Origin of the sequence: uncultured Fibrobacter sp. (assembly GCF_937877005.1) — a bacterium.
GTDB lineage: Bacteria > Fibrobacterota > Fibrobacteria > Fibrobacterales > Fibrobacteraceae > Fibrobacter.
Genome location: NZ_CALEFV010000168.1, coordinates 1 through 21,921, shown reverse-complemented (window position 1 = coordinate 21,921; position 21,921 = coordinate 1). Strand labels below are relative to the sequence as shown.

Sequence of the window (21,921 nt, the reverse complement as noted above, 5' to 3'; positions counted from 1 at the left end):
TTTATGCAAAATAATTTGGCGCGCGGCTTGCGCACGGTTCTCTGGACCAAGATTAGTATCGTCATCGCGGTTTTTGCGATAATAGGTTTCGCATGTCTCGTCCGTTTCATGGGTGTCCTGGAGTCGCAGCCCCAGGCAGATTCGCTAACAGGCGGCATGCTCCTTATGCTTTTTATGTTCGGTCTCGTCTGCTTCTTGCTCACGGTGTCCCTTTGCATTCAGGGAACTTTCTGGCTCCTGTGGCTGTTCCGTTCGCAGTCCAACCTGCGCCATTGCAGACCCACCGTGATTTCTCCGTGGATTGCCTTGATTTTGAGCATGCTTCCCTATGTCGGTTTTATCCTGCATTTTTTCGTAATCCGCAATCTGATTCGCCACACCGAAGAGGAACTGGCCCTGCGCCGCAGGGGCGATGCTTCGACCTATGCGCCTGCGGTACCTATGAATCTACTTTACGTCTATGTAGCGGGAATGCTCCTGAGTTTCATCTTTTCAATCGTGTCGCAGACGATGCCCTCTCTCTTCATCAGCATTGTACTGACGATGGGCGCCGCAATCAGCTACATGAAGGTGCTTTCGATCTTTGTCAAGGAAGAACACGAACTCTTTGAGATTACCAAGGACGACGAGCTCCGCAAAAAGGTGGACCAGGTTTTGCGCGAACGCGAAATCGAAAAAGCCGCAAGTAAGGTACAAGCGGCTTCTTACGAAAAGTCTAGTGAAAATTAATTAGGCCTGTTCGGGCATCTCGCCTGCAAGGTGGTCGAGGTACAGCCGCTGTGCCTTGGCATCGTACATCACGACATCGTAGAGTTCGCCGAGCTTGCCCGTGCGCGATTCCACCATGAGACCTGCGAGCGATCCCTTTTCGGTAGGCAGGAATGCCGACTTGCCGTCGTCGCCCATCTTGAATTCGAGGTAGTTCTCGGAGGCGTACCAGTCGCGGATGACCTTGTAGTAGACATGTTCCATTTCGGGGCCGACAAGCATGTTTAGGCGCCTGGCCATCTCGCTTACCGGAATCGGGGTTTCGTCTTCGGGGTATTCCTTGAGCTGTTCGGCTGTCAGGTGGAATTTAGCCTTGCCCCTGCGCGAGTTTTTTTCTGAAAGTTCGGACTCTTCTCTGCTCTTGCGGTTCGCGAAGCGTTCGTTCGCGATGGCGATGCATTTCTGGATGTTGTCCAGAATATATTGCTGAGCCTTTTGCCAGCATTGCGTATAGATGTTGTGGTGTCCGCGGAGCTCGGATTCTCCCTTTTCGAATCCGTACGACTCGCCGAGAGCGGTGGGCAGGTTTGCCTCGGTTCCGTTCTCGGTGACCTGTCTCGAGAGGATTCCTTCCTGCACCAGGAAGTTCGCCACGTCGGCATAGAGCAGGTGGTTCATATTGACGTCTTTCGGAAGCAGTTCGTTGATGTTGCGGACCACGCGCGAAATGGAGACGGGGTAGTCGAAGAAACGGTAGCGCGCGAGCGCTTCGGTTTCGAGCGAGAGTTCCTGCATGGCTGGCTTCGCGGCTTTGGGTGCGACTTGCTTGCGTGGCTGAACATTTATGGTGGCCACCTGGTCATGATTTAGTTGCTGCTGCAGGAGCGAGGCCACATAGGCTAGGCACTTGCTGATGCGTTCCTGTCGACAGGCGTCGCCTTCGGGCAGGATTTCGTCGGTGAGCGGATTTACTCCGCAGGAAAGCTTGCGTAAGTATGTTTCGGCGCGTTCTATGATTGCATTTTCAGAGGGCATCTTTTCTCCCGTCGGTTTGTATTTGCAATGCACAATATAGCATTTTATGCTTTTTCGCAGTGTCGCCGGCTGTTTGCCGCGTCGATGAATGCGGAGTCCGATTGCTTTTTTTCGCTGTATATGGGATGTATTTTTTAGTGACCTTATCGTAAGAAAAAAAGAGTAATTATTTTGTACAAAATCGCGATAGCTTGTTGACAATGAATCTTTGCAAAGCTATATTTGGCGCGGCTTTTGGGGCTCAATTAGGCCCCGCCAAATTGTACTCCTTAGGTGTAGTTGTCACACCAGACCTGCCTATCCCTGGGCAGGTCTTTTTTATGGATTATCAAATAAGTGCTCCCCAAATGAGCTGACTAGGCTTTGAAGGTAGCGTTAAACCATTCCTGAAAGTCGTCGAGCTTTTTGAAAATGGCATTCAGCTCTTCGATGCTTTTGGAATTAATGAAACCGTACATGTCCTCTTCGCTCGATGCGGAAAATTCATCGGCATTGGCCGACAGGTCGCAAAGCTTGTCGAGTAGCGTGGTTACCGCTTCCAGGTGCTCGGGAGACTTGATGCGGCCGGACATTACATCATCGATATCGCTCTGGGCGTTGGCTATAAAGTCCGCCTGCATGAGTTCTTCCAGTTCATCTTCATTCAAAGGTGGTTCTAATTCGTCTTCATTCATGGAGTCAAATATATATATACGAAGGATAGGGCGCAAGAGGGTTGTCCACGGATGTCCACATGTAAAGGGATTTTCAGATGCGTGGAGGGCTTGTCGTTTCTATTTTTAGGGATGCAGTAGTTATATTGCAATTGTTGTTTGCTTGTATGGAGTGTTTATGGTGAATATGAATCGCTTGACCGTTTTATGTGCGGTGCTATTCATGACGGACATGGCGTGTGCCATAGTCCCGAACAGGCTCGTTTCTGGCGGGCTCAGGGCCTATACGGGTACCTCGACGACGGATTATCTGACCGACGGGTACCTGACCAACTGGAAAAGTAGCAGCGAAAGGGAAATTGCCCTGAATGTGGGCGAGGGGCCGGTCCGGTTGCGCGTAAACTGGGAGTCGTACGGCGACTGCGCATGGGCCACCAATTATACGACCGGCTGTAGCCACAGCGGTATTGCCCTTGCGAATTTCAAGATCATGACATCGTCCAATTCCACGAATGGCATTGACGGCGATTGGGTGGAGGCGGCAAGCATCGAGGATAACCCGGTCATGGCGCGCGGTGTGGAAATCGATTTCGCGGGAAAGTCCTGGTTCAAGTTTGTAAGTTCGGGCGAGGTGGGACAGTTGCTGGAAATCGAGGCGTTCGACATGAGCCGTGGCGGCACCGATACCTGGTTCTTTATGGGAACGAGCATTAGCCAGATGGGCATCAAGCAGCAGGATACCGATTCCACGACGGCCCAGCTGATCCATGCGCGCTTTCCGGAATACACCCCGGCCATGATGCGCGGTGGCATCGGGTGCATCAACAGCACCGAAGTCGTGCAGCACATTGACGATTATCTGCGGTATGCGGGCAACGTGAAGTTCTGGGCCATAGAGATGGGAACGAACGATGCCTGGGGCGGTGGAGACTGGAATCTTTCTACCTACGTGAGCAACATGCAGACGATCATCGATTCGGCCAAGTCGCACGGCATTACGCCAGTCATTGCCCGGATTATCGCGACGGATTCGGCGAGGGCGGGTTGGCAGGTCAACCAGAAGTTTCTCGATGCGGTGGACAAGCTTGCCAAGGACAATGCGCTACCCGCGGGTCCCGACTTTTTTAGCTTTTTCAAGGAGCATCCGGAGATGCTAGCGAGCGACGGTGTTCATCCGAATGCGGATACTAGAGGAGGTCAGGCGATGCATCGTCTGTGGGCGGAAGCCCTGGTTCCTCTGTATGCGGCTAGTGATCCCAATGCGGGAGATTCTGCGGTGGTGAATCCGGATAGCACTGGAAATGATTCGCTGAATGTCCTGCAGCCTTTGCGCGGAGTGCGTTTTGCGGTGCCGCAGGTGGAAGTGAGCGGTCGTGCCGTAGCTGTGTCCGGCGTGGCGGAAATGTCGCGGATGACGGTCCTTGATGCGACGGGACATGTCGTCTGGGATAGCCGTCTGGATGCGCGGAATTCATCGGCTGTGGTGAATGGGCTTGCCGCGGGGCGCTACTACGTGGCTATCCGCAGTGGAAGTGGCCTGTTCAAGACCGTGGTCTCGGTCAAGTAATCCTGTTATATTCTGGAAGGGCGCAGAGTCAGCGCCCGGTAATAGCGGCTAGTGAGCGAGATGCAGCTTGCGCAGCACCTTTCCGAGCAGCTCGTTCAGTATGTCCTTCGCATCCTTGCTACCCAGGTAGCGCTGTATGATCAGCGTGAGCGTGAATAGGAATATTCCCGAGGCGCAGGCGTAGACGATGAGCACGGGAAGACTCGCATGTCGCACGAAATCTCCCGATACGCGGTCCAGTCCTACGGCGGCAAGGATCATGATGATGAATGCCGCGAGGGCGCGCGCCATGTTCAGCAGGGCATCCTTCATGCCGTCTGTGCCGTTACGTTTAGCCCACATGAAGATCATCGCGACGACTTGCAGCAGGGCGCCCGTAGCACCGACGATAGGCACGCTCTTGATGCCGAGCCCAATCTCGGGAGCGCCGAGAATGACGTAGGCCGGAATGGTCGCTGCAAAGATACCCGTGTTCAGTAGCGTAGGAGTCCACATGCGTTCGCAGGCGTAGAAACTGCGGACGAGTACGGCCTGCAGGCAGAGTCCTAGGCTCACGGGCAGGTACCAGCGGAGAATTTCCGAAATGGCTTCCGTGGTTTCCCGCTGGAAGGCTCCGCGTTCGAAGAGGATGCGCACGGCGGGGAAGCTGAGTGCCCACACGGCGACTACAGCCGGGATGAGGATACAGAACATGCGCGATAGGCTTTTCCAGATTTTGCGGTTAAGCTGTTCGAAGTCGCCTTCCTTGACGAGGTGCGCCATGTCGGGATAGCTCGTGACCGATACCGAGAATCCGAAGACAGCCACCAGTGTGTACATGACGCGGTAGGCGTAGTTGAGGCTCGAGATGCCGCCGGTACCGAAGTTTGCGCCGAAGCTGCGGATGATGAATTCGAGGCCGAACATGGAACCTACCCCGAGCGACATCGGGAGCATCATCTTGAAGTAGCGAATGATATCGGGGTGCTTCGGTTGAACGAGCAGTTCGTAGTGGACTCCGCCACGCCGGGCGCCGAGAATCTGCAGGGCGAAGAAACCGATGAAGGCGCCTACCGGCACGCCCCAGGCAAAGCCTTCGAGACCGTAGTCCGTGCCGGTGTAATGACCGAGCGCAAGCCCGGCCGCTCCGCCGCCGACAATGGCGACATTGTAGATGAGTCCCGTGAGCGATGGAATCAGGAACTGCTTGCGGGTGTGCTGCACGGCCACGAGGATGCTGCCGACAAAGATGAACACCTGGCCGGGCAATATGATGCGGCCGTAGTAGGCGGCGCGCTCGATCAGTTCCGGCGTGGCTCCATCGACGGTGAGGAGCTGCAGGAGTTCCTTCATCCAGATGAACGCAGGCACCACAAGAATCAGGAGCGCTATGCCGAAGGTGTTTAGCACGTTGCTGAAAAATTTCCAGCCGCCCTTTTCGTCACCTGCCACCTTGTAGCCCGTAAAGATCGGGATAAAGATGATCGACAGAAAACCGGTACTCACCACGTGATTCAGTATGTCCGGAATCATGAAGGCGAGATCGAGAGCGTTCTTTTCGAGCGAAACACCCGCGGCGTGGGCGAGTAGCATTTCGCGGAAGATGCCGAGCACGCGGCTCAGGAGCATTGAAACGGCAACGATAATGGCGGCTTTGTTCATAGTTCTGTAGGCAGTAGGCGATACTTGGTGACTGGGAATTTAGCAATTCTTTTATTATCTTTACGAACATGAAAAAGTTTTTCTCTGCTATCCTTTCGATGGCGGCAATCTCGTTTGCCGCAAATGTCCAGGTTCTTGCCCCCACGGGTGCGGAGTTTTCTCCGGAAGCACCTGACATGGTTCAGTCGCTCGTTCGCGCAGCCGTGGGTAGCACGGGCAACACTCCCGTGGAATCCGGTGCCGATGTCCAGCTTCGCACCAATGTCATGACGATGGGTTCTTCCATCGTGGTGGTCTGCGAACGTATCGAAAACGGTTCGGTAGCAGGTTCCGGCAAGCAGAAGGCTGGCTCCATCGACGATCTGGATGTGGCAATCGAAGGTGCCGTGAGCGCTGCGCTCGCAAGCCTTTCCGACAATTCCGCTTCCGATGACGAATACGCCACGACGGCGACGAGGCAGGAACGTCCCGCCCAGGTAGTGGTCTATGTCGATGATAGCAGCAGCGGGGAAGACCCGAACGACAACTTTGCGCACAAGCGTCCGACCCGCAATTACGTGAGCTACGGTCTGGGCGCCGCCCTGTGGCACAACTACGACTTCAAGGAAAAACGCTGCGACGACCTGGGTGAAGGCAAGTCAGCATGCCACAAGGAACGCGATACAGACCTTTCCTGGGAACAGGCGTTCGTGTTCCATTACGCCCGCATTTTCGAGGTGATTCCGAAGGCTGCCATTACTATCGTGAACAACATGAACATCTCGTTCGGTGAGGCATGGCAGTGGCATGAAACCTTCCTGATCGGCGGACGCTTCTTCCCGAGTACAGGTACCATCACGCCGTTCATTGGCGCTGGCCTGGGCCTTGGCATCCAGGTGGACGACCACTATGTCGACGACGAGGAAGGCTTTGCCATCGGTCTTGCCGGCGGTGCGGAACTCGGCCTCATCTTCTTCCGCAATTCCGCGACGCAACTCGAAATTGGCCTCGCCTGGGATGCCCTGTGGGATGGTTTCGATGCGTTTGACCGTCGCTTCGGTGCGGGCAGCTTCTACGTAGCAATCAACTACTAGCCAAAATTTTCAAAATTACTTCAGTAGTTCTTCGGGGACGCATTCGGCCATGGCTTCATAAGCCTTGGCGCTCGGATGCAAGTGGTCGCCGGAATCGAATCCGCTGCTGAACGCCTTCGGATTGTCGTGACCGCGCACCGCCTTGTCAAAGTCTACGCAGCCGTCAAAGTCGGGGGCGGTGCGGAGCCATTCGTTGAACGCCATGCGGATGATGTCGCGGTTTTCGTTGTAGGTGCGCCAGCCGTAAATGGGGAGCAGCGTGCCGCTGTAAATCTTGAGACCGAGCTTGCGCGCGTGCGTAATGTAGAGCGTGCGGACTCCGTTGATGAGATCGTCGGCCGTGGGCATGTCGCTCCAGGGGCGGAACTTGTTGACTTCCACACCGACAGGGTGGATGATGTCGTTGATACCGTGCTGGATAATGACGGTGCGGGCGCCAGCCACATTCATCTCGATGGGGAATCGTGTGGCGCCTTTGAGACCGTAGGCCGCGTAGGTGATGCAGCTGTATTCGCGGAGGATTCGTGTGCCGCTTACCGCACGGCGGATGATGGCGATATTGTTGAAACCTTCGCGGGCACAACGGAGCGTGAGGTAATCGGGCCAGTCCTGCGCCGTGATAGAATCGCCGAAACACACCAATGCGAAGTTCTTTTCTTCGGTGAAAATGTCGATGGTGTTCAGGAAGTAAATCCAGTTCGTTTTGCGCGTTAAGTCGTCGGGGAGGCTAGCGGACTTTGCGAAGTTGCCGTAGCTGTACTTGCCGCCCGAAAGCGGGCCCGTAATGGCCGTGCCGGCGTTCATCTGCGTGAAATTCGCGAAGTACAGGCTCACATCGAATGTTTCGCCCGCGGTTACATCGAACAGAATTTCGTCACTCAGGATTTCTTCGCCCGCGGGAATCGTGCCAGAGGTGTTGCCGCGGAACGTAATGGCGACCGGGGAGTATGCGGAGGTTGCCGCGGAATGCGACGAGGACTGCGCGGAATGCGCGACATACGCCTCGGAAATCGTCACGGGTTCTGTGCCGGTGAGATTCGAAAAATGGAACCGCAGCTTGTTCCCCGAAAAGCATGCGCGGATCGGGTATCGCAGCGTCAAGTCTTTGGCGTAAGTGGCTTCCTTGCGGTCTGTGATAGATGTGGCGTTTCCCCAGCAGGCAACCCATTTCGAAAATTTCTCTGGCATGTGCCAAAGATAGATAATTTGCGGTGGCAGCCGCCTGTTCGCCCTTGAGCACCGTCATGAGATTACCTTTACCCGCGGATGGTGTATATCCGCGATCCACAATACCACCTTTTCTGGTGCTAGGATACAAAAATTACACGAACTCGACCACGAGCTGCTTGCCGAGGGCGTGCGCGAGCTTGTAGAGCGTTTCGACGGAAGGCGAGCCCTTCGGAGTCTCGAAACGCTGGTACGCTTGCGGGGTGATGTTTGCGCGACGCGCCACATCGCTTTTCTTTTGACCCCTGCGCGCTTCAAATAGTTTATATGCAATCTCGATTCGCGGGGAAAGTTCGACCGGGTAGAGCCCCTTGTCGGAATCGGGCATTGTCTTGGGGAGAATCATCGTATTGCCGAGATCCAGGTCGCATTCCATCGCGCCGTCGAGGGCATCCTTCGCCTGCTTGAGGGCCTCCTCCTGCGTGTCGCCGAACGCGTTCACGTTGGGCAGATCGGGGAACGAAACCACGAAACCCATGTCCTTGTCTTTCTCAATTTTCGCTGCGTAATTCATAGGTTTGGAGCCCAGCCTCTTTTCTTTGCGTAATCGCAGATTTCTTTAAATTTTATTATTTAAAATACAATATATTTATTTGTCAATATATTTATTTATAAAATAGGGCGCAAAAGCTCTATTTTCACCCCTTTTTCACCAAAATTTGAATGTCGAGCAGCTTTTCCCAATCTGCTTTGGTGCGTTTTTCGCGGGGAATGCTCCAGAAGTTTTTCCAGATTTCGTTGTTGAGAGAATCGATTTCGGCGGCTTGGGCGTCGGTGACGGTGCCGTTGGCGGTACTGTACATTCTATGCTCCTTTCTGCGTACAAGCTTTATAAACGCAGATGTTTTAAACGACCATCTAAAACTACACTTTTGTGCACTATTTGTCAAGAGGTGAAATTGGATTTTTTTAATGCCTTCAAAATGCAATAATTTTTTTGCCGTGTCACTTTATTGACAGCATAAAAACTTATATTCTCGAAGAGCGTTTTATATACACAGATATTGCTTTTATGCCAGGTCTTTTTACGGAAGCGACGCGCGTTCAACTGACTGCGATTCAGCATTTGGCTCGCATCGGCTATACGTATTTGGGAAAAATTTCAGAGTCCGGCGCAACGCCGGCGATTCCCTACGACCCAGAGACGAACATCCTTGTGGACATTTTTGCGGAGCAGTTCAAGAAGTTGAATCCGACTGCGACTGTCTCTGCGCAGAGTATTCTTTCGGACATTCAGAAGGAACTGGATGACGACGATTTGGGCCAGCAGTTCTACAAGCGCTTGACCAGCTATTCTCCACTTCGCCTAGTTGATTTTGAACATCCGGAAAAAAACACTTACCATTGCACGGCGGAATTCACTTGCAAGAATGGCGATGAAAGTTTTCGCCCCGACATTACGTTGTTCATTAACGGACTTCCGCTCGTGTTTATCGAGGTCAAGAAGCCGAACAACGTAGGCGGCATGGTGGCCGAAAGCAAGCGGATGAACGATGAGCGGTTCCCGAAGAAAAAGTTCCGTCGCTTTATCAACATCACGCAGTTGATGATTTTCTCCAACAACATGGAGTACGATGCCAAGGGCGGTGTTGTCCCGATTGAAGGCGTGTTCTATTGCACGGCGGCAAAAAGCGAAGCGCGTTTCAACTGCTTCAGGGAAGAGAACCCCAAGCGTGCGGCAATCGCGCCGTTCCACGCCAATTATCCTTATTTGCCGATTCCAGCGGATCTCGAAAAGAGAGTCCTGATGGATTTCAATGTTCCGGTCTTGAAAGAGAATCCGGAATACAAGACGAATTTAGACATCAACACGCCCACGAACCGCGTGCTTACTTCGATGGTGAGCCCGGAGCGGTTGCTCTTTTTGCTCAAGTACGGCATCGCTTACCTGCATGTCGAAAAAGAGAAGGATGGTCAAATCGAGAGCCGCCACGAAAAGCACATCATGCGTTACCAGCAATTTTTTGCGGCCATGATTATCCGTGAAAAACTCGCAGCGGGTGCAAAGTCCGGCATTGTGTGGCATACGCAGGGTTCGGGCAAGACGGCACTTTCGTACCACTTGAGCAAAGTCCTCAAGGACTATTACGCTAAGCAGAACAAGGTCGCGAAATTCTACTTTATTGTGGACCGTCTGGATTTGCTAGAGCAGGCGACCGAAGAATTGAGCAATCGCGGCCTCAAGGTGACAACGGCAAATTCCCGCACGGAACTCATGGAGCAGTTCCGCACACAGCAGGCTTTGCAGGGCAACGCCGGTGTTGATGAAATTACCGTGGTGAACATCCAGAAATTTGAAAACGATACCGAGAAGGTGGAACTCCCGAATTACGCCACGAATTTGCAGCGCGTGTTCATTATGGACGAAGCGCATCGCGGCTACAAGCCGGGCGGATGTTTCCTTTCGAACCTCTTCAATGCCGACAAGAACGCCATCAAGATTGCACTTACCGGCACGCCGCTCATCGGGAGCGAAACGGCGAGCTGCAAGGTCTTTGGCGATTACTTCCACACGTATTATTACGACCGTTCCATTCAAGACGGCTACACGCTAAAGATTATCCGCGAAGATATCGAAACCAGTTACCGCAAAAAGCTGAACGATGCTTACGAAAGCGTGCAGAAACTAGTGGAGAAGGGTTCTGTCTCGAAGGACATGATTATTCGGCACCCCACATACGTGAAGGCGTTGCTCCGCTACATCATCAACGATTTGGCGAAGTTCCGTGCCATGCAGGGCGACAACGACCTTGGCGGCATGATTATTGCAGAATCTTCGGAACAGGCTCGAAACTTGTACAAGTTCTTCAGCGAGATTCAGGACGAACTCAATGAAAACCGCATCCAGAAAATCAACTTGAAGGCGGGCCTGATTCTCTTCGATAGCGACGACAAGGAAACCCGCAAGCAGATTATCAACGATTTCAAGAAGAACTACACGATTGATATTCTGATTGTTTACAACATGTTGCTGACGGGCTTTGATGCACCGCGCCTCAAGCGATTGTATTTCGGTCGCAAAATCGAAGATCATAATTTGCTGCAGGCGATTACACGCGTAAACCGCCCGTACAAGAATATGAAACGCGGATTCTTGATTGACTTTGCCGACATCAAGAAGAATTTTGACGAGACCAATGCCGCGTATTTGCAGGAACTGAACCGCTACAACGATGCAGATACTGACCCAGACGATAACTTGCCCGACATGTACAACCAAGTCATGGAAGACAAGGATGCCCTTATCAATCACATGAAGGTGGCTCGTCAGGCTCTGTTCAGTTATACTACCGAAAACGCGGAAGTTTTCTCTACAGAAATTTCTAGCCTTGAAGACAAGAAGGTTTTGATTGAACTCCGCAAGGCGTTGGAACTCGCGAAAGATGCCATGAACCTTGTGCGCACCTTCGGTGACGATGCCCTTAAAAAGGACTTTGAAAAACTGAACATCGAAAAGTTGCCGCTCATGCTTTCGGAAGTGAATCACCGCATTGCGATGATTAACCAGAAGGAGGCGTGGACCAATAGCGAAGCGACTCAGTTTGCCGTAAACGAAGCCATGATGAACATCGAGTTCAACTTTAGCTGCATTGGCACTGAAGAACTGAAAATCATCGATAACGGTACGGAACTGCGTGAAAAATACAAGCGCGCACTCCGCGGATTCCTGGATAACTTCGATCACGAAGACCCTGTGTTTGTTGAATTGGAACAGGAGTTCAAGCGCATCTTTGACAAGCACGGCTTTACCCCGGAAAACCTTGCCGTTTATAACGAGCAGAACCAGGCAATGAACGACATCCTGAAACGCCTTGAAGAACTCCGCAAGGCGAACGAAGCCCTTTTGCGCAAGTACAACGGCGACACGAAATTTGCCTATGTCCATAAGCGCATTCGCGAAGAGAACAAGGCCCGTGAACCCAAGCACCAGGCGCCGATTATCTCGAAGTTCGACGAAGAAATTGTGCAGGCTCTCTTGACTATCAAGGGAACGATTGACGCGAAAATTTTTGACCGCAACGACATCCTCAAGCAGGACGCCTACTTCGGTAAGACCGTGATGAAAGAAATTGCGGATGGACTCGCGCACTTCCCGCAAATCAAGCCTGAAATGCCCGATTACCTGTTTATCCAGCAGCGCATCGCCAAGCAGTACATGAATCAGTATAACGCCTACTACGGAAATTAAATGAACATCAAAGACAAGACCATTGCCCTTATCGACTCTCTCAAGGCCACTTGCCAAACATACGGCATGGGCAATGACGGCAATGAATACAAGATTATCACCCAGGTGTTTCTGTACAAGTTTATGGCCGACAAGTTCGGCTTTGAACTCAAGAAAATTAACGACCCTTGCCTTAAGGCACTCAAAAAATCTGACAAGTGGGAAGAGGAATACGCGAAACTCTCCAAGGCCGACCGCGAAAAGGTGAGCCTCTTCTTGCCGCCCGAAGTCCCGGTGTTCAAGCCCGACTACCTGATTGCAAACCTTTGGAACAAACAGGCCAAGGGTGACTTTGATGTGATTTTTGACGAGACCATGGTCGCCATCGCGAAGGACAACCTGGACGTATTCTACACCAAGACCGCGCAAGAGACGAAAATCCCCATCTTCGAAAAGCTCACCATCTTCGTGACCGACGATGCCCAGCGTGCAAACTTCGCCCGCGCCCTTGTCGATAAACTCGTGAACTTCAGCTTCGAAGACGCCTTCGCCGAACACTACGACTTTTTCTCGGACATCTTTGAATACCTACTCAAGGACTACAACACCGCAGGCGGCGGCAAGTACGCCGAATATTACACCCCCAAGGCCATCGCGAAAATCATGGCGCGCCTCTTGGTGGGCGACAACGCCGACCTGCACAACGTAGAATGCTACGACCCCAGCGCAGGCACAGGCACATTGCTCATGGCGCTCAGCCACCAGATTGGCGAAGACCGCTGCACCATCTTTGCGCAGGACATCTCGCAGCGCAGTAACAAGATGCTCAAGCTGAACCTGCTCCTGAACGGCCTCGTTTCGAGCCTCGATCACGCCGTGCAGGGCGACACCCTCTTGGAACCCTACCATAAGAGCGACGACGGCAAGAGCCTCAAGCAGTTCGATTACGTGGTGAGCAATCCGCCCTTCAAGATGGACTTCAGCGACACCCGCGACGACATCGAGAAGAAATGGAATGCCCGCTTCTGGGCAGGCGTGCCGAAAGTCCCGAACAAGAAAAAGGAGAGCATGGCCATCTACACCTGCTTTATCCAGCATGTGGTAAACAGCATCAAGGCAGGCGGCAAGGGCGCCATCGTTATCCCCACCGGGTTCATCACCGCGAAATCCGGCATCGAACACAAAATCCTCGAACGCATCGTTGACGAACACATCGTCTATGGCGTGGTCAGCATGCCGAGCAACGTATTCGCGAACACCGGCACCAACGTGAGCGTGCTCTTCTTCGACAAGACCCGCAAAAAGACCGACAACGACAAAGTCACCCTCGTTGACGCAAGCAAACTCGGCAAGGAATACAAGGACGCGAACGGTCTCAAGAAAGTCCGCCTCGAAGATGACGAAATCGAGAAAATCGTGACCACCTTCCGCAAGGCCAAAGCTGTCGAAGACTTCAGCGTAGTCGTGACCTACAGCGAAGTCAAGGAAAAAGGCTACAGCCTGAGCGCCGGCCAGTATTTCGACATCAAGATAGACTACGTGGATATCACCGCCGACGAATTCAACGCCCAGATGAAAGCCGACACCGAAGAACTCGCCGCCATGTTCGCCGAAAGCCACAAACTCGAGAAGGAAATCCAGAAACAGTTGAGCAACTTGAAATTCAATTAGGTCTGCGTCATCCTGGAGCGCAGCGATAGGATCCACAGAGCATGTGTCATCCTGGTGCGAAGTCGAAGGATCTAGGAAAGGTTTTTTATGGAAATAGTCGCAATTATCGTTAGTTTAGCGTCTCTTATTGTGTCAATAAGGGCTATTAGAGTTTCTAAAGATATTGCTAAAATGCAATTGGAATATGAGGAAAAAGCAGAAAAAAGAAGAGAAGAAAAAGAGAAATTAGCAGAAGAAAAGCGTGAGAGCGAAGAACGCCAAGAACAACGGGATTGGCAGGAAGCAGAAAGAAGAGTTCGTAATTCTCGATTCCCCATAATTGAAGGAACTATGAAAGATCGTATAGAAGAAGAGTTCAGAAAGATACGTTCGGAAAGAATTCTTCGTGGGAAAAATTAGTATTCGAGAGATTGTCATTGCGAGGAGCGATAGCGACGAAGCAATCTAAGTGAAGGTTTGAGAAAAACAAATATGGAATTGAAAGAGTATAAATTAGGTGATTTGATTGAAGTGACTCGTGGCATGAGTTTGCCAGGAGAGTTCTATTCTACAGAAGGCGAATACATTCGCTTGACTTGTGGAAACTTTGACTATGTGAACAATTCTTTTAAGGAAAATAAATCAAAAGACGATTTATACTATGTTGGAAAGATAAAGCCTGAATTTATAATGGAAAAGGGTGATATTATTACTCCGTTGACCGAACAGGCTATTGGATTGCTTGGATCTACGGCGATTATCCCTGAAAGCGGTAAGTATATTCAGAGCCAGGATGTGGCAAAGGTTACTTGCAAAAAAGGAATGATTGACCATGATTTTGCGTATTATTTGATTCCTTCTAAATGCGTAAAGGAACAACTCAGTGCTGCTGCTCAGCAAACAAAAATTCGTCATACATCGCCGGATGCAATTAAGGCTTGCAAAGTATTTGTTCCTCCTTTATCGGAGCAAAAGAAAATCGCCTCCGTTCTTTCCGCATTAGACGACAAAATCGCCCTGAACAAAAAGATGAACCAGAAACTCGAAGCAATGGCAAAACGCCTATACGACTACTGGTTCGTCCAATACGACTTCCCCGACAAAAACGGCCACCCCTACAAAACCACCGGCGGCAAAATGGTCTACAACGACCAACTCAAACGCGAAATCCCCGCCGGATGGGAAGTAAAGCAAATTTGCGATATTGCCAAAATATTCAATGGTTCAACGCCTTCAACGACTGAAGAAGGAAATTACGGCGGTGAAATTGTTTGGATAACGCCCAAAGATTTGTCTGATCAAAATTGTAAATTCGTTTATCAAGGTGCAAGGAACATAACCCAAGCCGGCTATGATTCTTGCAGCACGACAATGGTTCCAAAGGGAACGGTTGTAATGTCAAGCAGAGCTCCGATAGGGCTTCTGTCTATCGCTCAATGTGATTTGTGTACAAATCAGGGATTCAAAAATATGGTTCCTAATGATATGACAGATTCTAAATACCTTTATTACACAATTCAACAACATATTCCGCAAATCCAAAATCTGGGAACCGGAACCACATTTAAAGAAGTTTCAAAAGATGAATTGGGGCGGTTCGCAATTCTTTATCCACCGAAAAAGTTGATTGCCGCCTTTGAAGAAAAGGTTGCCTCTATCTTTGATGTTCAATTTAACAAGGTGAAAGAAATCACTCGCCTCACCGCCCTCCGCGACAAACTCCTCCCGCTCCTAATGAACGGCCAAGTAACCATCAAATAGAAAGGACACATTATGACATGTTTTCATGACACTGCTAAGAATGCAATTAATACATTTGCAGAAAATAATCCTTCTGAAAAAATAGAGGGGGGAGTAATTTATCAATATACTGATGTTGGCGCAATGAAGGGAATTGTCTCAAATAAAGAATTGTGGGCAACTCATTTTCGATATTTGAACGATGAAAACGAATTTAAATATGGTCTATCAAAGACATCTGAAAAAATTGAAGAACTCATAAATGGGGGCGCATATCGAAAAGAGGAAACAATTGCTTTTCTAAAATCAATGAAAAATATTGTAGAAAATAAAGAAAAAGTAGAAGAATTAGAATGTTTTTATGTAGTATGTTTTAGTGAAGAAAAAGACAAATTAAGCCAATGGAGGGGTTATGGAAAAAAAGAAAAAAGTATATGTTTGGGCTTTGACTATGAAAGCATTAAAGAAAAATGTAAAGGATTAGAGAATAGTTGCTACTTTGCAAAAGTGGAATACGGCAAAATTGACACGATTAGTAAAAAATTAAAAGAATATTGTGATTTGATAGAGTTGAACGACGATGGTTCTGGTTTATGCAAGGATGGGTTATTTGAGCTGAAGAAAGATGTATTCATAAGTGCTTTATTTGTAAAGGAAAAATGTTGGGATGAAGAAAAAGAATGGAGAATTGTTGTGCATAGAAAAAAAGATCTTGAATTTAAAGAATCGGATAAGGGGTTGGTGCCGTATATTAAATTCAAATTAGATGATGTTGCTGCTGATATTAAATGTGTCACGTTGCCCAAAAGCGTATTTGATTATGGCAAATTGTCTGTCAATATGTTTTTAAAACTAAATGGATTAACTTTTGAAGCGTCTCCTTCGGACATTTCAATTGTTTACTAGTGTATTTATAAAAAAGGGTTAAATTATGCCATCTTGGGGTAAATTATTAGATGAACTTGGTCAACCGCAATATGATAATGCTGGCAACGCATTACCTCCGTTGACAATAGACGGATTACGCCGAAAGTATATTGAAAAAATGTCTACTCAAACAGGCCGAAATGTTATTGCCTATTATTCTGGTTGGTTAAAGCCTGGTCGTAATTTGAATATAGATATTAATGATAGTGATATGACAGGTTTTATGCAGGCAATTCATGGAATGGATTGCACTAAAGGACTTGATCTAATTTTGCACACTCCTGGTGGTAATCCTACTGCAACGGAGGGAATAGTAAAATACCTTCATAATAAATTTGATAATGTTAGGGTTATTGTACCGCAAATGGCGATGTCTGCAGGGACAATGTTGGCTTGTGCGGCAAATGAACTTGTCCTTGGCAAGCATTCTTGTTTAGGGCCGTTTGACCCACAATTTGGTGGAGTTCCAGCATACAATATCATGCAAGAATTTCAAGAAGCGAAATCTAATTTAGACGCAAATCCACAATCTAAAACTTATTGGGAAATACAATTGAGCCGGTATCCCGCTGCATTTTTTTATACAGTTGTGGATTCAATATCCTTATCAGAATCTCTGGTTACAGAATGGCTTGATAAATATATGTTTGCTTCTGACAATTCTGCAGGAAAAACGGAAAAAATTAAGCAAATTGTTTCTCAATTAAATTCAAATAACAAGTCTCATTCAAGACATTTTGATATTGAATTTTGTAAGAATTTGGGTTTGCCAATCATAGAACTGGAAAATGATCAAAATTTACAGGAATCTGTTTTGAGTGTTCATCATGCTTTTGTGATTACGATTGATCAGAGTCCCGTGACAAAAATAATACAAAGTTCAACGGGCGCAACATACTTGACTAGGCAGTAGAATTCTTATGGCTATGATTGATGTTGAAAAAGAAAAAAAGAATTACGAACAGTTAATGGAATCTTTGAATCTTCAAGAAAAAAAAGAAGTGTTACGTTTAAATAATGGAATCTCTCAAGACTCATGGAATTTCGGAGTGCCCATAGGAAATTTTGAATGCTCAAATAAATCAGAATAAATGCTTGAATCGCCAATGTGTATTAACTTGTTGAAAAAAGGATGTGTCTATGCCAACAAAGGAAGATTACAAAAAAGCCGGTCGAATAGAAGTTATCAAAGAGATGCTTGATACGATAAAAGTTGCATTTAACAAGGGAACAAATGCAGAATTAGCCGATTTTTTAGATGTTCCCGAAGCAAAAATTAACAATTTGAGAACTGGTGGCACAAATTCTCCCAAAAGTGTTGCGGAATTAATGAAAAAATTGGCTATTGCTGTCAGAAAACATGCTATATCAAATGCATATTCCCCGATAGCAGAAATTTTGCCCCTAGAATACAGATTATCGAAGCAGGAGAAAAAGTATGAAATGTCTATAGGCAGAACTAAGAAGGAAATCTGTGATATAGAGAACAAAATAAAAAATATGAGAGGGGGTATATACATTTTTTATGATTCGCTTGGAGAGGCTATATATGCTGGAAAAACGGAAGAGAATAAGAAAAATACACTATGGGATGAAATGAAAAGTGCTTATAATAGACCTAGAAAAAGCCAAAAGTTGTATAGATTTGCAGGAACAAATATTCAAAAAAAACAATATTATTTATGGCAGATTGCACATTATGTATCCATTTATAAGGTTGATAAATTTGCAATAAAAGATTTTGAATCTTTGTTAATTCGGTCTTTTCCAAATGATTTGTCTAATGTTCGAATGGAAAAGAAGTTATTGACAATGGATGAAGATTAACCCTCCCATGTCCTCCCCGTTCCTTACAATTCCTCGCGCGCGTAGCATGATTTGGCCTGGTTCCCAGCAGACCATGGGCGAACTTTTGGACCAAGACAAGCTGACTTGCAAAATGCTCCGCCGGGCGTCTGCCAAGGCAGAAAACGAACAGGTCCGCAAGGCTGCCGAGGTTCTCCTTGTCGATAGGGAGCGCAAAATCCGCGAATATATCGACGGCGGCAATCTCCCCAGGAATATTGACGAGGCGGTCGCTGTCAAGGTTGCGGATAACGGCGGTTGGGCGACTATTCGGGAACTGTGGTACCGGCATAACGGCTGCATGGATTGGAACCGCCTGCATTCGCTCATGGGCGAAACCCAGAGCGCCCAGATTCGCTCGGCTTGCGTCATTCTGCTGGGTTACCATTATCAGGTTGAGCGCCAGAAGATTCTGGACGGCAAGGGCCCGCTGTTGGTGACTTCTCCAAAGAGCTCGTATCTGCTGCGCAAAACGGAACGTTACCTTATAAGGGAAGGTCTCGTGATTGGCGCTGCCTTGGGGCTCTGCATTGCATACTTGTTGTGGTATGCATACAAGGCATTTTTCGTGTATGATTATTCGACGCTTGCCGATTTGAATTGGCTTGCTTGGGTGATTATCGGCGTTGGCGCGGTGCTCATGCTTGTTGCAGGCTATTTTGTAATTATAAGGCCTCTCGACAAGATTATCAATTATCTCGATTCCAAGATTGCGTCGTTCAAAAAGGGGTTCGAGGGCGAGGACCACGTTGTCGATGCCCTGAGGGAATCGCTGGACGGCAGTTGCCATATTTTCAGGAATCTGCATTTTAACGGCCGCAAGGAAGATATCGACATCGCCCTTATTTCGCCGTGGGGCGTGTTCGCAATCGAGGTGAAAAACCGTTCCGGGACTTTTGAATATTCCGGCTCCGATTTCTACGAGAAGCGGAAAGGCGGATACGAGAAAGTCGCTGACGATTCCAACCCGATTAAGCAGGCGAGGCGCAATGCCGCGGCCTTGAAGGAATTCCTTGACCCCGATTTCAACCGGAACAAGGAACATGCGTTCGTCGAGCCGATTGTCGTGTGGGCGAACCCCGAAATAAAGGTGTATCGCAAAAAGCCGGCGGATTCCCAAGACCCGCACAGCCAAGAAACCAAGTGCTGGCGAATCGAGGACCTTTCCTTTGAACTGGACTCCATCCGCTGCAAAAAGCACCTTTCCGAAAAGGCCCAGCGCGAGATAATAAAGAAACTGGAAGGCTGCTATTGAGGGAGATTATGTCGTTAGAAACATCTACGCAATCACAGGTCTTTGAATTGTTGGGTCGAGCGGTTTATCTGTGCAATGTTATCGAATTGCGATTGCGTTGGATGCACAAGCATTGTGGTGGGATATGGACAGGCAAAACTCCTCAAGAACTTTTGGAGTCTTTGAAAAAAGCGATAGAAAAACAGAAAGGTGATAAGTCGCCGCTTGGTCCAATTGGTGTGGAGATGTTGGAGGCGATTTACACCCCTCGCTGTAATAAAGAATTGGAAAATGCGGAAAAACAAGGGCTTTTTGCTTTCAAGTTCGATTATAAAATTGAGTGGAAAGGGCGGTTACGTCACGCAAAAACGAAGTTCAAGAATTTTGTTGATGTGCGAAATACCCTAGTCCATTATGTTGCAAGGGACTATGACCTTGCAACTCCGGAAACTTGTCAAAAAGCCTATGCTGACTTGAAAAAGAAGTGCGGAATCATTAAGGATGCGTATGAATTTTTCAACGCGGATTATGAAATGATGAATAAGATGATGATGGTGCTTCGGGATAATGTGGTGAAAATGCTGCAAGATACTAGAGCATCGTCTAGTGAAAATAAGGCTAAAAAAGTAGTTGTGGATTGAGAATGAATTTGAAGCCAGTCTTTTATTTCTTCCTCATCTTCCCGCCGGCAATTACCACAAGTAACGCGCCTGCAGCTACGCCGCCGACTTTCTTGAGGTCGCTCCAGAATTGTCGGCGCTTTGCCTTGCACTGCTCGCAAAGTTTCTCGGTGTCTTCGGGCTTGTCGCAGCCGCACTTCTTGCATTTGTTCCAGAGTTTTTGAGTCATTGCGTGTCTCCTTGACAGCTAGATTCTAATATACACTTTTTGCGTTAGGGATGGCTTGCCTTGTGAAATTTATTCTACTTTTCTTTCTGCCACCCCCCTCAAGGAGTACCCCATGAAAAATCGTTTTGCACTCACGCTTATGGCAACGCTCATCTGCAGCACGCTGGCCATGGCGCAGCTCCAAAAACTCCCCGCTCCGGCAAAGACTGGCGGCAAGCCTGTCATGGAGGCGCTCTGGGACAGGGCTTCCGGCACGGAGTTCAGCGACAAGATGCTCTCCGACCAGGATCTTTCGAATTTGCTTTTTGCGGCTATCGGCGTGAACCGCCCTGCCGATGGCAAGCTCACGTCGCCGACTGCCCGCAACTTCCAGGAAATCCGCGTGTTCGTGTTCACGAGCAAGGGCGTCTCGGAATACCTGAACAAGGAAAACGCCCTGAAGCAGGTGGCGAAGGGTGACCACAGGGCGCTCGTTGCCGACCGTCAGGATTGGGCGAAGGCGGCCCCGGTGAGCATCCTCATCGTTGCAGACGAGACCAAGTTCGGCAGCAGCGACGCCCGCGCGAAGGTGACGATGGGAACCGACGCGGGAATCGTGAGCGAGAATATTAATTTGTTCTGTGCCGGCATGGGCCTGGTGACCCGCCCGCGCATGACGATGGACGTTCCCGCCATCAAGAAACTTCTCAAGCTTTCCGACTCGCAGGTGCCCCTGCTGAACAACCCTGTGGGCTATGCGAAGTGATTAGAACCGCTCTGTAAAATTTCGTTAGGCCCCTTGCCAGCATCCTAATATTATCTACATTTCAGCTGCGGTTCCTAATAGTGTAGGCTCCGAAAGGCATTTGATGATTATCAAATGTTTTTCTTTTTTCAAAGGAGCTGCTATGTCTAAAGAGAAACCGGTAACACCTATCGCAAACGCCCAACTCATCAATGACGCTTGCGCGATTATTGAGCAGGCGCAAAAGTTTGCCCGCCATGCCGTCAACGAGACCCTTATCAAGCGCAACTGGCTTTTAGGAATGCGAATTCAAAAGGAGGTGCTCAAGGACAAACGTGCCGGATATGGCGATTTGGTTATATCAGCATTGAGTAAAAAACTTACTCAATGTTATGGACGAGGATTTAACAAAAGCAATCTGTATATGTTCGTGCAATTCTTTACAGGCTATCCTCAAATTTTCCAATCAGTGATTGGAAAATCTGGACAGAAACAATTGGAGTTCATACCTACTAAACCTGTTGCATTGGGTTGGACTCATTACAGCATTTTGCTACAAGAAAAAGATGTCAACGCCCGTTTGTGGTACGAACAAGAGGCTGCACGCGAGGTGTGGAGTACTCGGACTTTGCAGCGCAATATCAGTAGTCAGTATTATCACCGGATGTTAAAATCTCAGCACAAGGAGCTTGTCCATAACGAAATGATTGAAAAGACAACTCATTTGCAAGATAAGCTAGAGTTTATCAAGAATCCTGTTATTGCGGAATTCCTTGGTTTTCCGCAAAACACGACATTCTCTGAATCTGAATTAGAAACGAGCATTATCAACAATTTGCAGAGGTTCATCATGGAGCTAGGAAAAGGGTACGCTTTTATT

Annotated in this window: 22 protein-coding genes; 15 read left to right on the top strand and 7 right to left on the bottom strand. The window is 48.8% G+C overall.

The features are described from left to right. The first annotated feature begins 3 nt into the window (after positions 1 to 3). Positions 4 to 729, top strand: coding sequence for a hypothetical protein (locus Q0628_RS08165; RefSeq protein WP_298769944.1), 726 nt, complete (start codon positions 4 to 6; stop codon positions 727 to 729). Here Q0628_RS08165 and Q0628_RS08160 read toward each other — a convergent pair whose 3' ends face one another. After that, the gene (locus Q0628_RS08160) at positions 730 to 1,743 is read right to left on the bottom strand and encodes a hypothetical protein (protein ID WP_298769942.1); all 1,014 of its coding nucleotides are present in this window, start codon (positions 1,741 to 1,743) and stop codon (positions 730 to 732) included. Positions 1,744 to 2,099: 356 nt separating this feature from the next. Next, on the bottom strand, positions 2,100 to 2,417 hold the full coding sequence (locus Q0628_RS08155; RefSeq protein ID WP_298769940.1) for a hypothetical protein: 318 nt from the start codon (positions 2,415 to 2,417) through the stop codon (positions 2,100 to 2,102). Positions 2,418 to 2,574: 157 nt separating this feature from the next. Between Q0628_RS08155 and Q0628_RS08150 the strand changes: the two genes are divergently transcribed. Further along, a complete protein-coding gene (locus tag Q0628_RS08150; protein WP_298769938.1) occupies positions 2,575 to 3,963 on the top strand; it encodes a hypothetical protein in 1,389 nt (462 codons plus the stop codon). A gap of 48 nt (positions 3,964 to 4,011) precedes the next feature. On the opposite strand, the gene murJ is transcribed toward Q0628_RS08150, so the two are convergent. Beyond that, positions 4,012 to 5,604: a murein biosynthesis integral membrane protein MurJ gene (gene murJ, locus Q0628_RS08145; protein WP_298769936.1), complete on the bottom strand. Its 1,593-nt coding sequence runs from the start codon at positions 5,602 to 5,604 to the stop codon at positions 4,012 to 4,014. A gap of 68 nt (positions 5,605 to 5,672) precedes the next feature. Between murJ and Q0628_RS08140 the strand changes: the two genes are divergently transcribed. Further along, complete coding sequence (locus Q0628_RS08140; protein WP_298769934.1) at positions 5,673 to 6,677, top strand: hypothetical protein; 1,005 nt, start codon at positions 5,673 to 5,675, stop codon at positions 6,675 to 6,677. A gap of 15 nt (positions 6,678 to 6,692) precedes the next feature. Here Q0628_RS08140 and Q0628_RS08135 read toward each other — a convergent pair whose 3' ends face one another. From Q0628_RS08135 to Q0628_RS08125, 3 genes are all read right to left on the bottom strand, one after another. Continuing rightward, positions 6,693 to 7,865 carry an SGNH/GDSL hydrolase family protein gene (locus tag Q0628_RS08135; RefSeq protein ID WP_298769932.1) on the bottom strand — a complete coding sequence of 391 codons (1,173 nt, stop codon included), beginning with the start codon at positions 7,863 to 7,865 and terminating at the stop codon, positions 6,693 to 6,695. 133 nt (positions 7,866 to 7,998) lie between these two features. After that, positions 7,999 to 8,418 (bottom strand): type II toxin-antitoxin system HicB family antitoxin, encoded by a 420-nt coding sequence (locus tag Q0628_RS08130; RefSeq protein ID WP_294986287.1) that lies wholly within the window; start codon positions 8,416 to 8,418, stop codon positions 7,999 to 8,001. Between the two features lie 124 nt (positions 8,419 to 8,542). After that, positions 8,543 to 8,707 carry a hypothetical protein gene (locus Q0628_RS08125; protein ID WP_170861492.1) on the bottom strand — a complete coding sequence of 55 codons (165 nt, stop codon included), beginning with the start codon at positions 8,705 to 8,707 and terminating at the stop codon, positions 8,543 to 8,545. 209 nt (positions 8,708 to 8,916) lie between these two features. On the opposite strand from Q0628_RS08125, the gene Q0628_RS08120 reads away from it, so the two are divergent. The 10 genes from Q0628_RS08120 to Q0628_RS08075 all read left to right on the top strand — a co-directional run bounded on the left by Q0628_RS08120 (position 8,917) and on the right by Q0628_RS08075 (position 20,109). Further along, positions 8,917 to 12,093, top strand: a complete 3,177-nt coding sequence (locus Q0628_RS08120) for an HsdR family type I site-specific deoxyribonuclease (RefSeq protein ID WP_298769926.1) — start codon at positions 8,917 to 8,919, stop codon at positions 12,091 to 12,093. After that, positions 12,094 to 13,743 carry a class I SAM-dependent DNA methyltransferase gene (locus tag Q0628_RS08115; RefSeq protein WP_290746349.1) on the top strand — a complete coding sequence of 550 codons (1,650 nt, stop codon included), beginning with the start codon at positions 12,094 to 12,096 and terminating at the stop codon, positions 13,741 to 13,743. Between the two features lie 87 nt (positions 13,744 to 13,830). Further along, positions 13,831 to 14,142 (top strand): hypothetical protein, encoded by a 312-nt coding sequence (locus Q0628_RS08110; RefSeq protein ID WP_298769921.1) that lies wholly within the window; start codon positions 13,831 to 13,833, stop codon positions 14,140 to 14,142. A gap of 72 nt (positions 14,143 to 14,214) precedes the next feature. Continuing rightward, a complete protein-coding gene (locus Q0628_RS08105) occupies positions 14,215 to 15,483 on the top strand; it encodes a restriction endonuclease subunit S (RefSeq protein WP_298769919.1) in 1,269 nt (422 codons plus the stop codon). Positions 15,484 to 15,495: 12 nt separating this feature from the next. Next, a complete protein-coding gene (locus tag Q0628_RS08100; RefSeq protein ID WP_298769917.1) occupies positions 15,496 to 16,368 on the top strand; it encodes a DUF2971 domain-containing protein in 873 nt (290 codons plus the stop codon). Positions 16,369 to 16,393: 25 nt separating this feature from the next. Then, positions 16,394 to 17,302, top strand: a complete 909-nt coding sequence (locus Q0628_RS08095) for a hypothetical protein (RefSeq protein ID WP_298769915.1) — start codon at positions 16,394 to 16,396, stop codon at positions 17,300 to 17,302. Between the two features lie 7 nt (positions 17,303 to 17,309). Continuing rightward, positions 17,310 to 17,480 (top strand): hypothetical protein, encoded by a 171-nt coding sequence (locus tag Q0628_RS08090; RefSeq protein WP_298769913.1) that lies wholly within the window; start codon positions 17,310 to 17,312, stop codon positions 17,478 to 17,480. Positions 17,481 to 17,529: 49 nt separating this feature from the next. Continuing rightward, positions 17,530 to 18,216, top strand: coding sequence for a hypothetical protein (locus Q0628_RS08085; protein ID WP_298769911.1), 687 nt, complete (start codon positions 17,530 to 17,532; stop codon positions 18,214 to 18,216). A gap of 7 nt (positions 18,217 to 18,223) precedes the next feature. Beyond that, positions 18,224 to 19,489 (top strand): nuclease-related domain-containing protein, encoded by a 1,266-nt coding sequence (locus Q0628_RS08080; RefSeq protein ID WP_298769909.1) that lies wholly within the window; start codon positions 18,224 to 18,226, stop codon positions 19,487 to 19,489. An 8-nt stretch (positions 19,490 to 19,497) separates the two neighbouring features. Then, positions 19,498 to 20,109, top strand: coding sequence for a hypothetical protein (locus Q0628_RS08075; protein ID WP_298769907.1), 612 nt, complete (start codon positions 19,498 to 19,500; stop codon positions 20,107 to 20,109). 22 nt (positions 20,110 to 20,131) lie between these two features. Here the strand turns inward: Q0628_RS08075 and Q0628_RS08070 are convergent, their stop codons facing one another. After that, positions 20,132 to 20,317 carry a hypothetical protein gene (locus Q0628_RS08070; protein ID WP_298769905.1) on the bottom strand — a complete coding sequence of 62 codons (186 nt, stop codon included), beginning with the start codon at positions 20,315 to 20,317 and terminating at the stop codon, positions 20,132 to 20,134. Positions 20,318 to 20,429: 112 nt separating this feature from the next. Here Q0628_RS08070 and Q0628_RS08065 point away from each other — a divergent pair, with 112 nt between their 5' ends. Both Q0628_RS08065 and Q0628_RS08060 read left to right on the top strand, forming a co-directional pair. Next, positions 20,430 to 21,062 (top strand): nitroreductase family protein, encoded by a 633-nt coding sequence (locus Q0628_RS08065; protein ID WP_072980559.1) that lies wholly within the window; start codon positions 20,430 to 20,432, stop codon positions 21,060 to 21,062. Between the two features lie 142 nt (positions 21,063 to 21,204). Continuing rightward, a partial coding sequence (locus Q0628_RS08060; RefSeq protein ID WP_298769899.1) for a PDDEXK nuclease domain-containing protein occupies positions 21,205 to 21,921 on the top strand: 717 nt, incomplete at its 3' end.

Excerpts from the sequence above, each read along its gene's own strand:
- Q0628_RS08085 (WP_298769911.1), top strand. The coding sequence starts at position 17,530 with ATGCCAACAAAGGAAGATTACAAAAAAGCCGGTCGAATAGAAGTTATC.
- Q0628_RS08095 (WP_298769915.1), top strand. The coding sequence starts at position 16,394 with ATGCCATCTTGGGGTAAATTATTAGATGAACTTGGTCAACCGCAATAT.
- Q0628_RS08065 (WP_072980559.1), top strand. The coding sequence starts at position 20,430 with ATGAAAAATCGTTTTGCACTCACGCTTATGGCAACGCTCATCTGCAGC.
- Q0628_RS08150 (WP_298769938.1), top strand. The coding sequence starts at position 2,575 with ATGGTGAATATGAATCGCTTGACCGTTTTATGTGCGGTGCTATTCATG.
- Q0628_RS08140 (WP_298769934.1), top strand. The coding sequence starts at position 5,673 with ATGAAAAAGTTTTTCTCTGCTATCCTTTCGATGGCGGCAATCTCGTTT.
- Q0628_RS08110 (WP_298769921.1), top strand. The coding sequence starts at position 13,831 with ATGGAAATAGTCGCAATTATCGTTAGTTTAGCGTCTCTTATTGTGTCA.
- Q0628_RS08115 (WP_290746349.1), top strand. The coding sequence starts at position 12,094 with ATGAACATCAAAGACAAGACCATTGCCCTTATCGACTCTCTCAAGGCC.
- Q0628_RS08155 (WP_298769940.1), bottom strand. The coding sequence starts at position 2,417 with ATGAATGAAGACGAATTAGAACCACCTTTGAATGAAGATGAACTGGAA.
- Q0628_RS08160 (WP_298769942.1), bottom strand. The coding sequence starts at position 1,743 with ATGCCCTCTGAAAATGCAATCATAGAACGCGCCGAAACATACTTACGC.
- Q0628_RS08125 (WP_170861492.1), bottom strand. The coding sequence starts at position 8,707 with ATGTACAGTACCGCCAACGGCACCGTCACCGACGCCCAAGCCGCCGAA.
- Q0628_RS08135 (WP_298769932.1), bottom strand. The coding sequence starts at position 7,865 with ATGCCAGAGAAATTTTCGAAATGGGTTGCCTGCTGGGGAAACGCCACA.
- Q0628_RS08080 (WP_298769909.1), top strand. The coding sequence starts at position 18,224 with ATGTCCTCCCCGTTCCTTACAATTCCTCGCGCGCGTAGCATGATTTGG.
- Q0628_RS08075 (WP_298769907.1), top strand. The coding sequence starts at position 19,498 with ATGTCGTTAGAAACATCTACGCAATCACAGGTCTTTGAATTGTTGGGT.
- Q0628_RS08090 (WP_298769913.1), top strand. The coding sequence starts at position 17,310 with ATGGCTATGATTGATGTTGAAAAAGAAAAAAAGAATTACGAACAGTTA.
- Q0628_RS08165 (WP_298769944.1), top strand. The coding sequence starts at position 4 with ATGCAAAATAATTTGGCGCGCGGCTTGCGCACGGTTCTCTGGACCAAG.
- Q0628_RS08130 (WP_294986287.1), bottom strand. The coding sequence starts at position 8,418 with ATGAATTACGCAGCGAAAATTGAGAAAGACAAGGACATGGGTTTCGTG.
- Q0628_RS08100 (WP_298769917.1), top strand. The coding sequence starts at position 15,496 with ATGACATGTTTTCATGACACTGCTAAGAATGCAATTAATACATTTGCA.
- Q0628_RS08070 (WP_298769905.1), bottom strand. The coding sequence starts at position 20,317 with ATGACTCAAAAACTCTGGAACAAATGCAAGAAGTGCGGCTGCGACAAG.
- Q0628_RS08105 (WP_298769919.1), top strand. The coding sequence starts at position 14,215 with ATGGAATTGAAAGAGTATAAATTAGGTGATTTGATTGAAGTGACTCGT.
- Q0628_RS08120 (WP_298769926.1), top strand. The coding sequence starts at position 8,917 with ATGCCAGGTCTTTTTACGGAAGCGACGCGCGTTCAACTGACTGCGATT.
- murJ (WP_298769936.1), bottom strand. The coding sequence starts at position 5,604 with ATGAACAAAGCCGCCATTATCGTTGCCGTTTCAATGCTCCTGAGCCGC.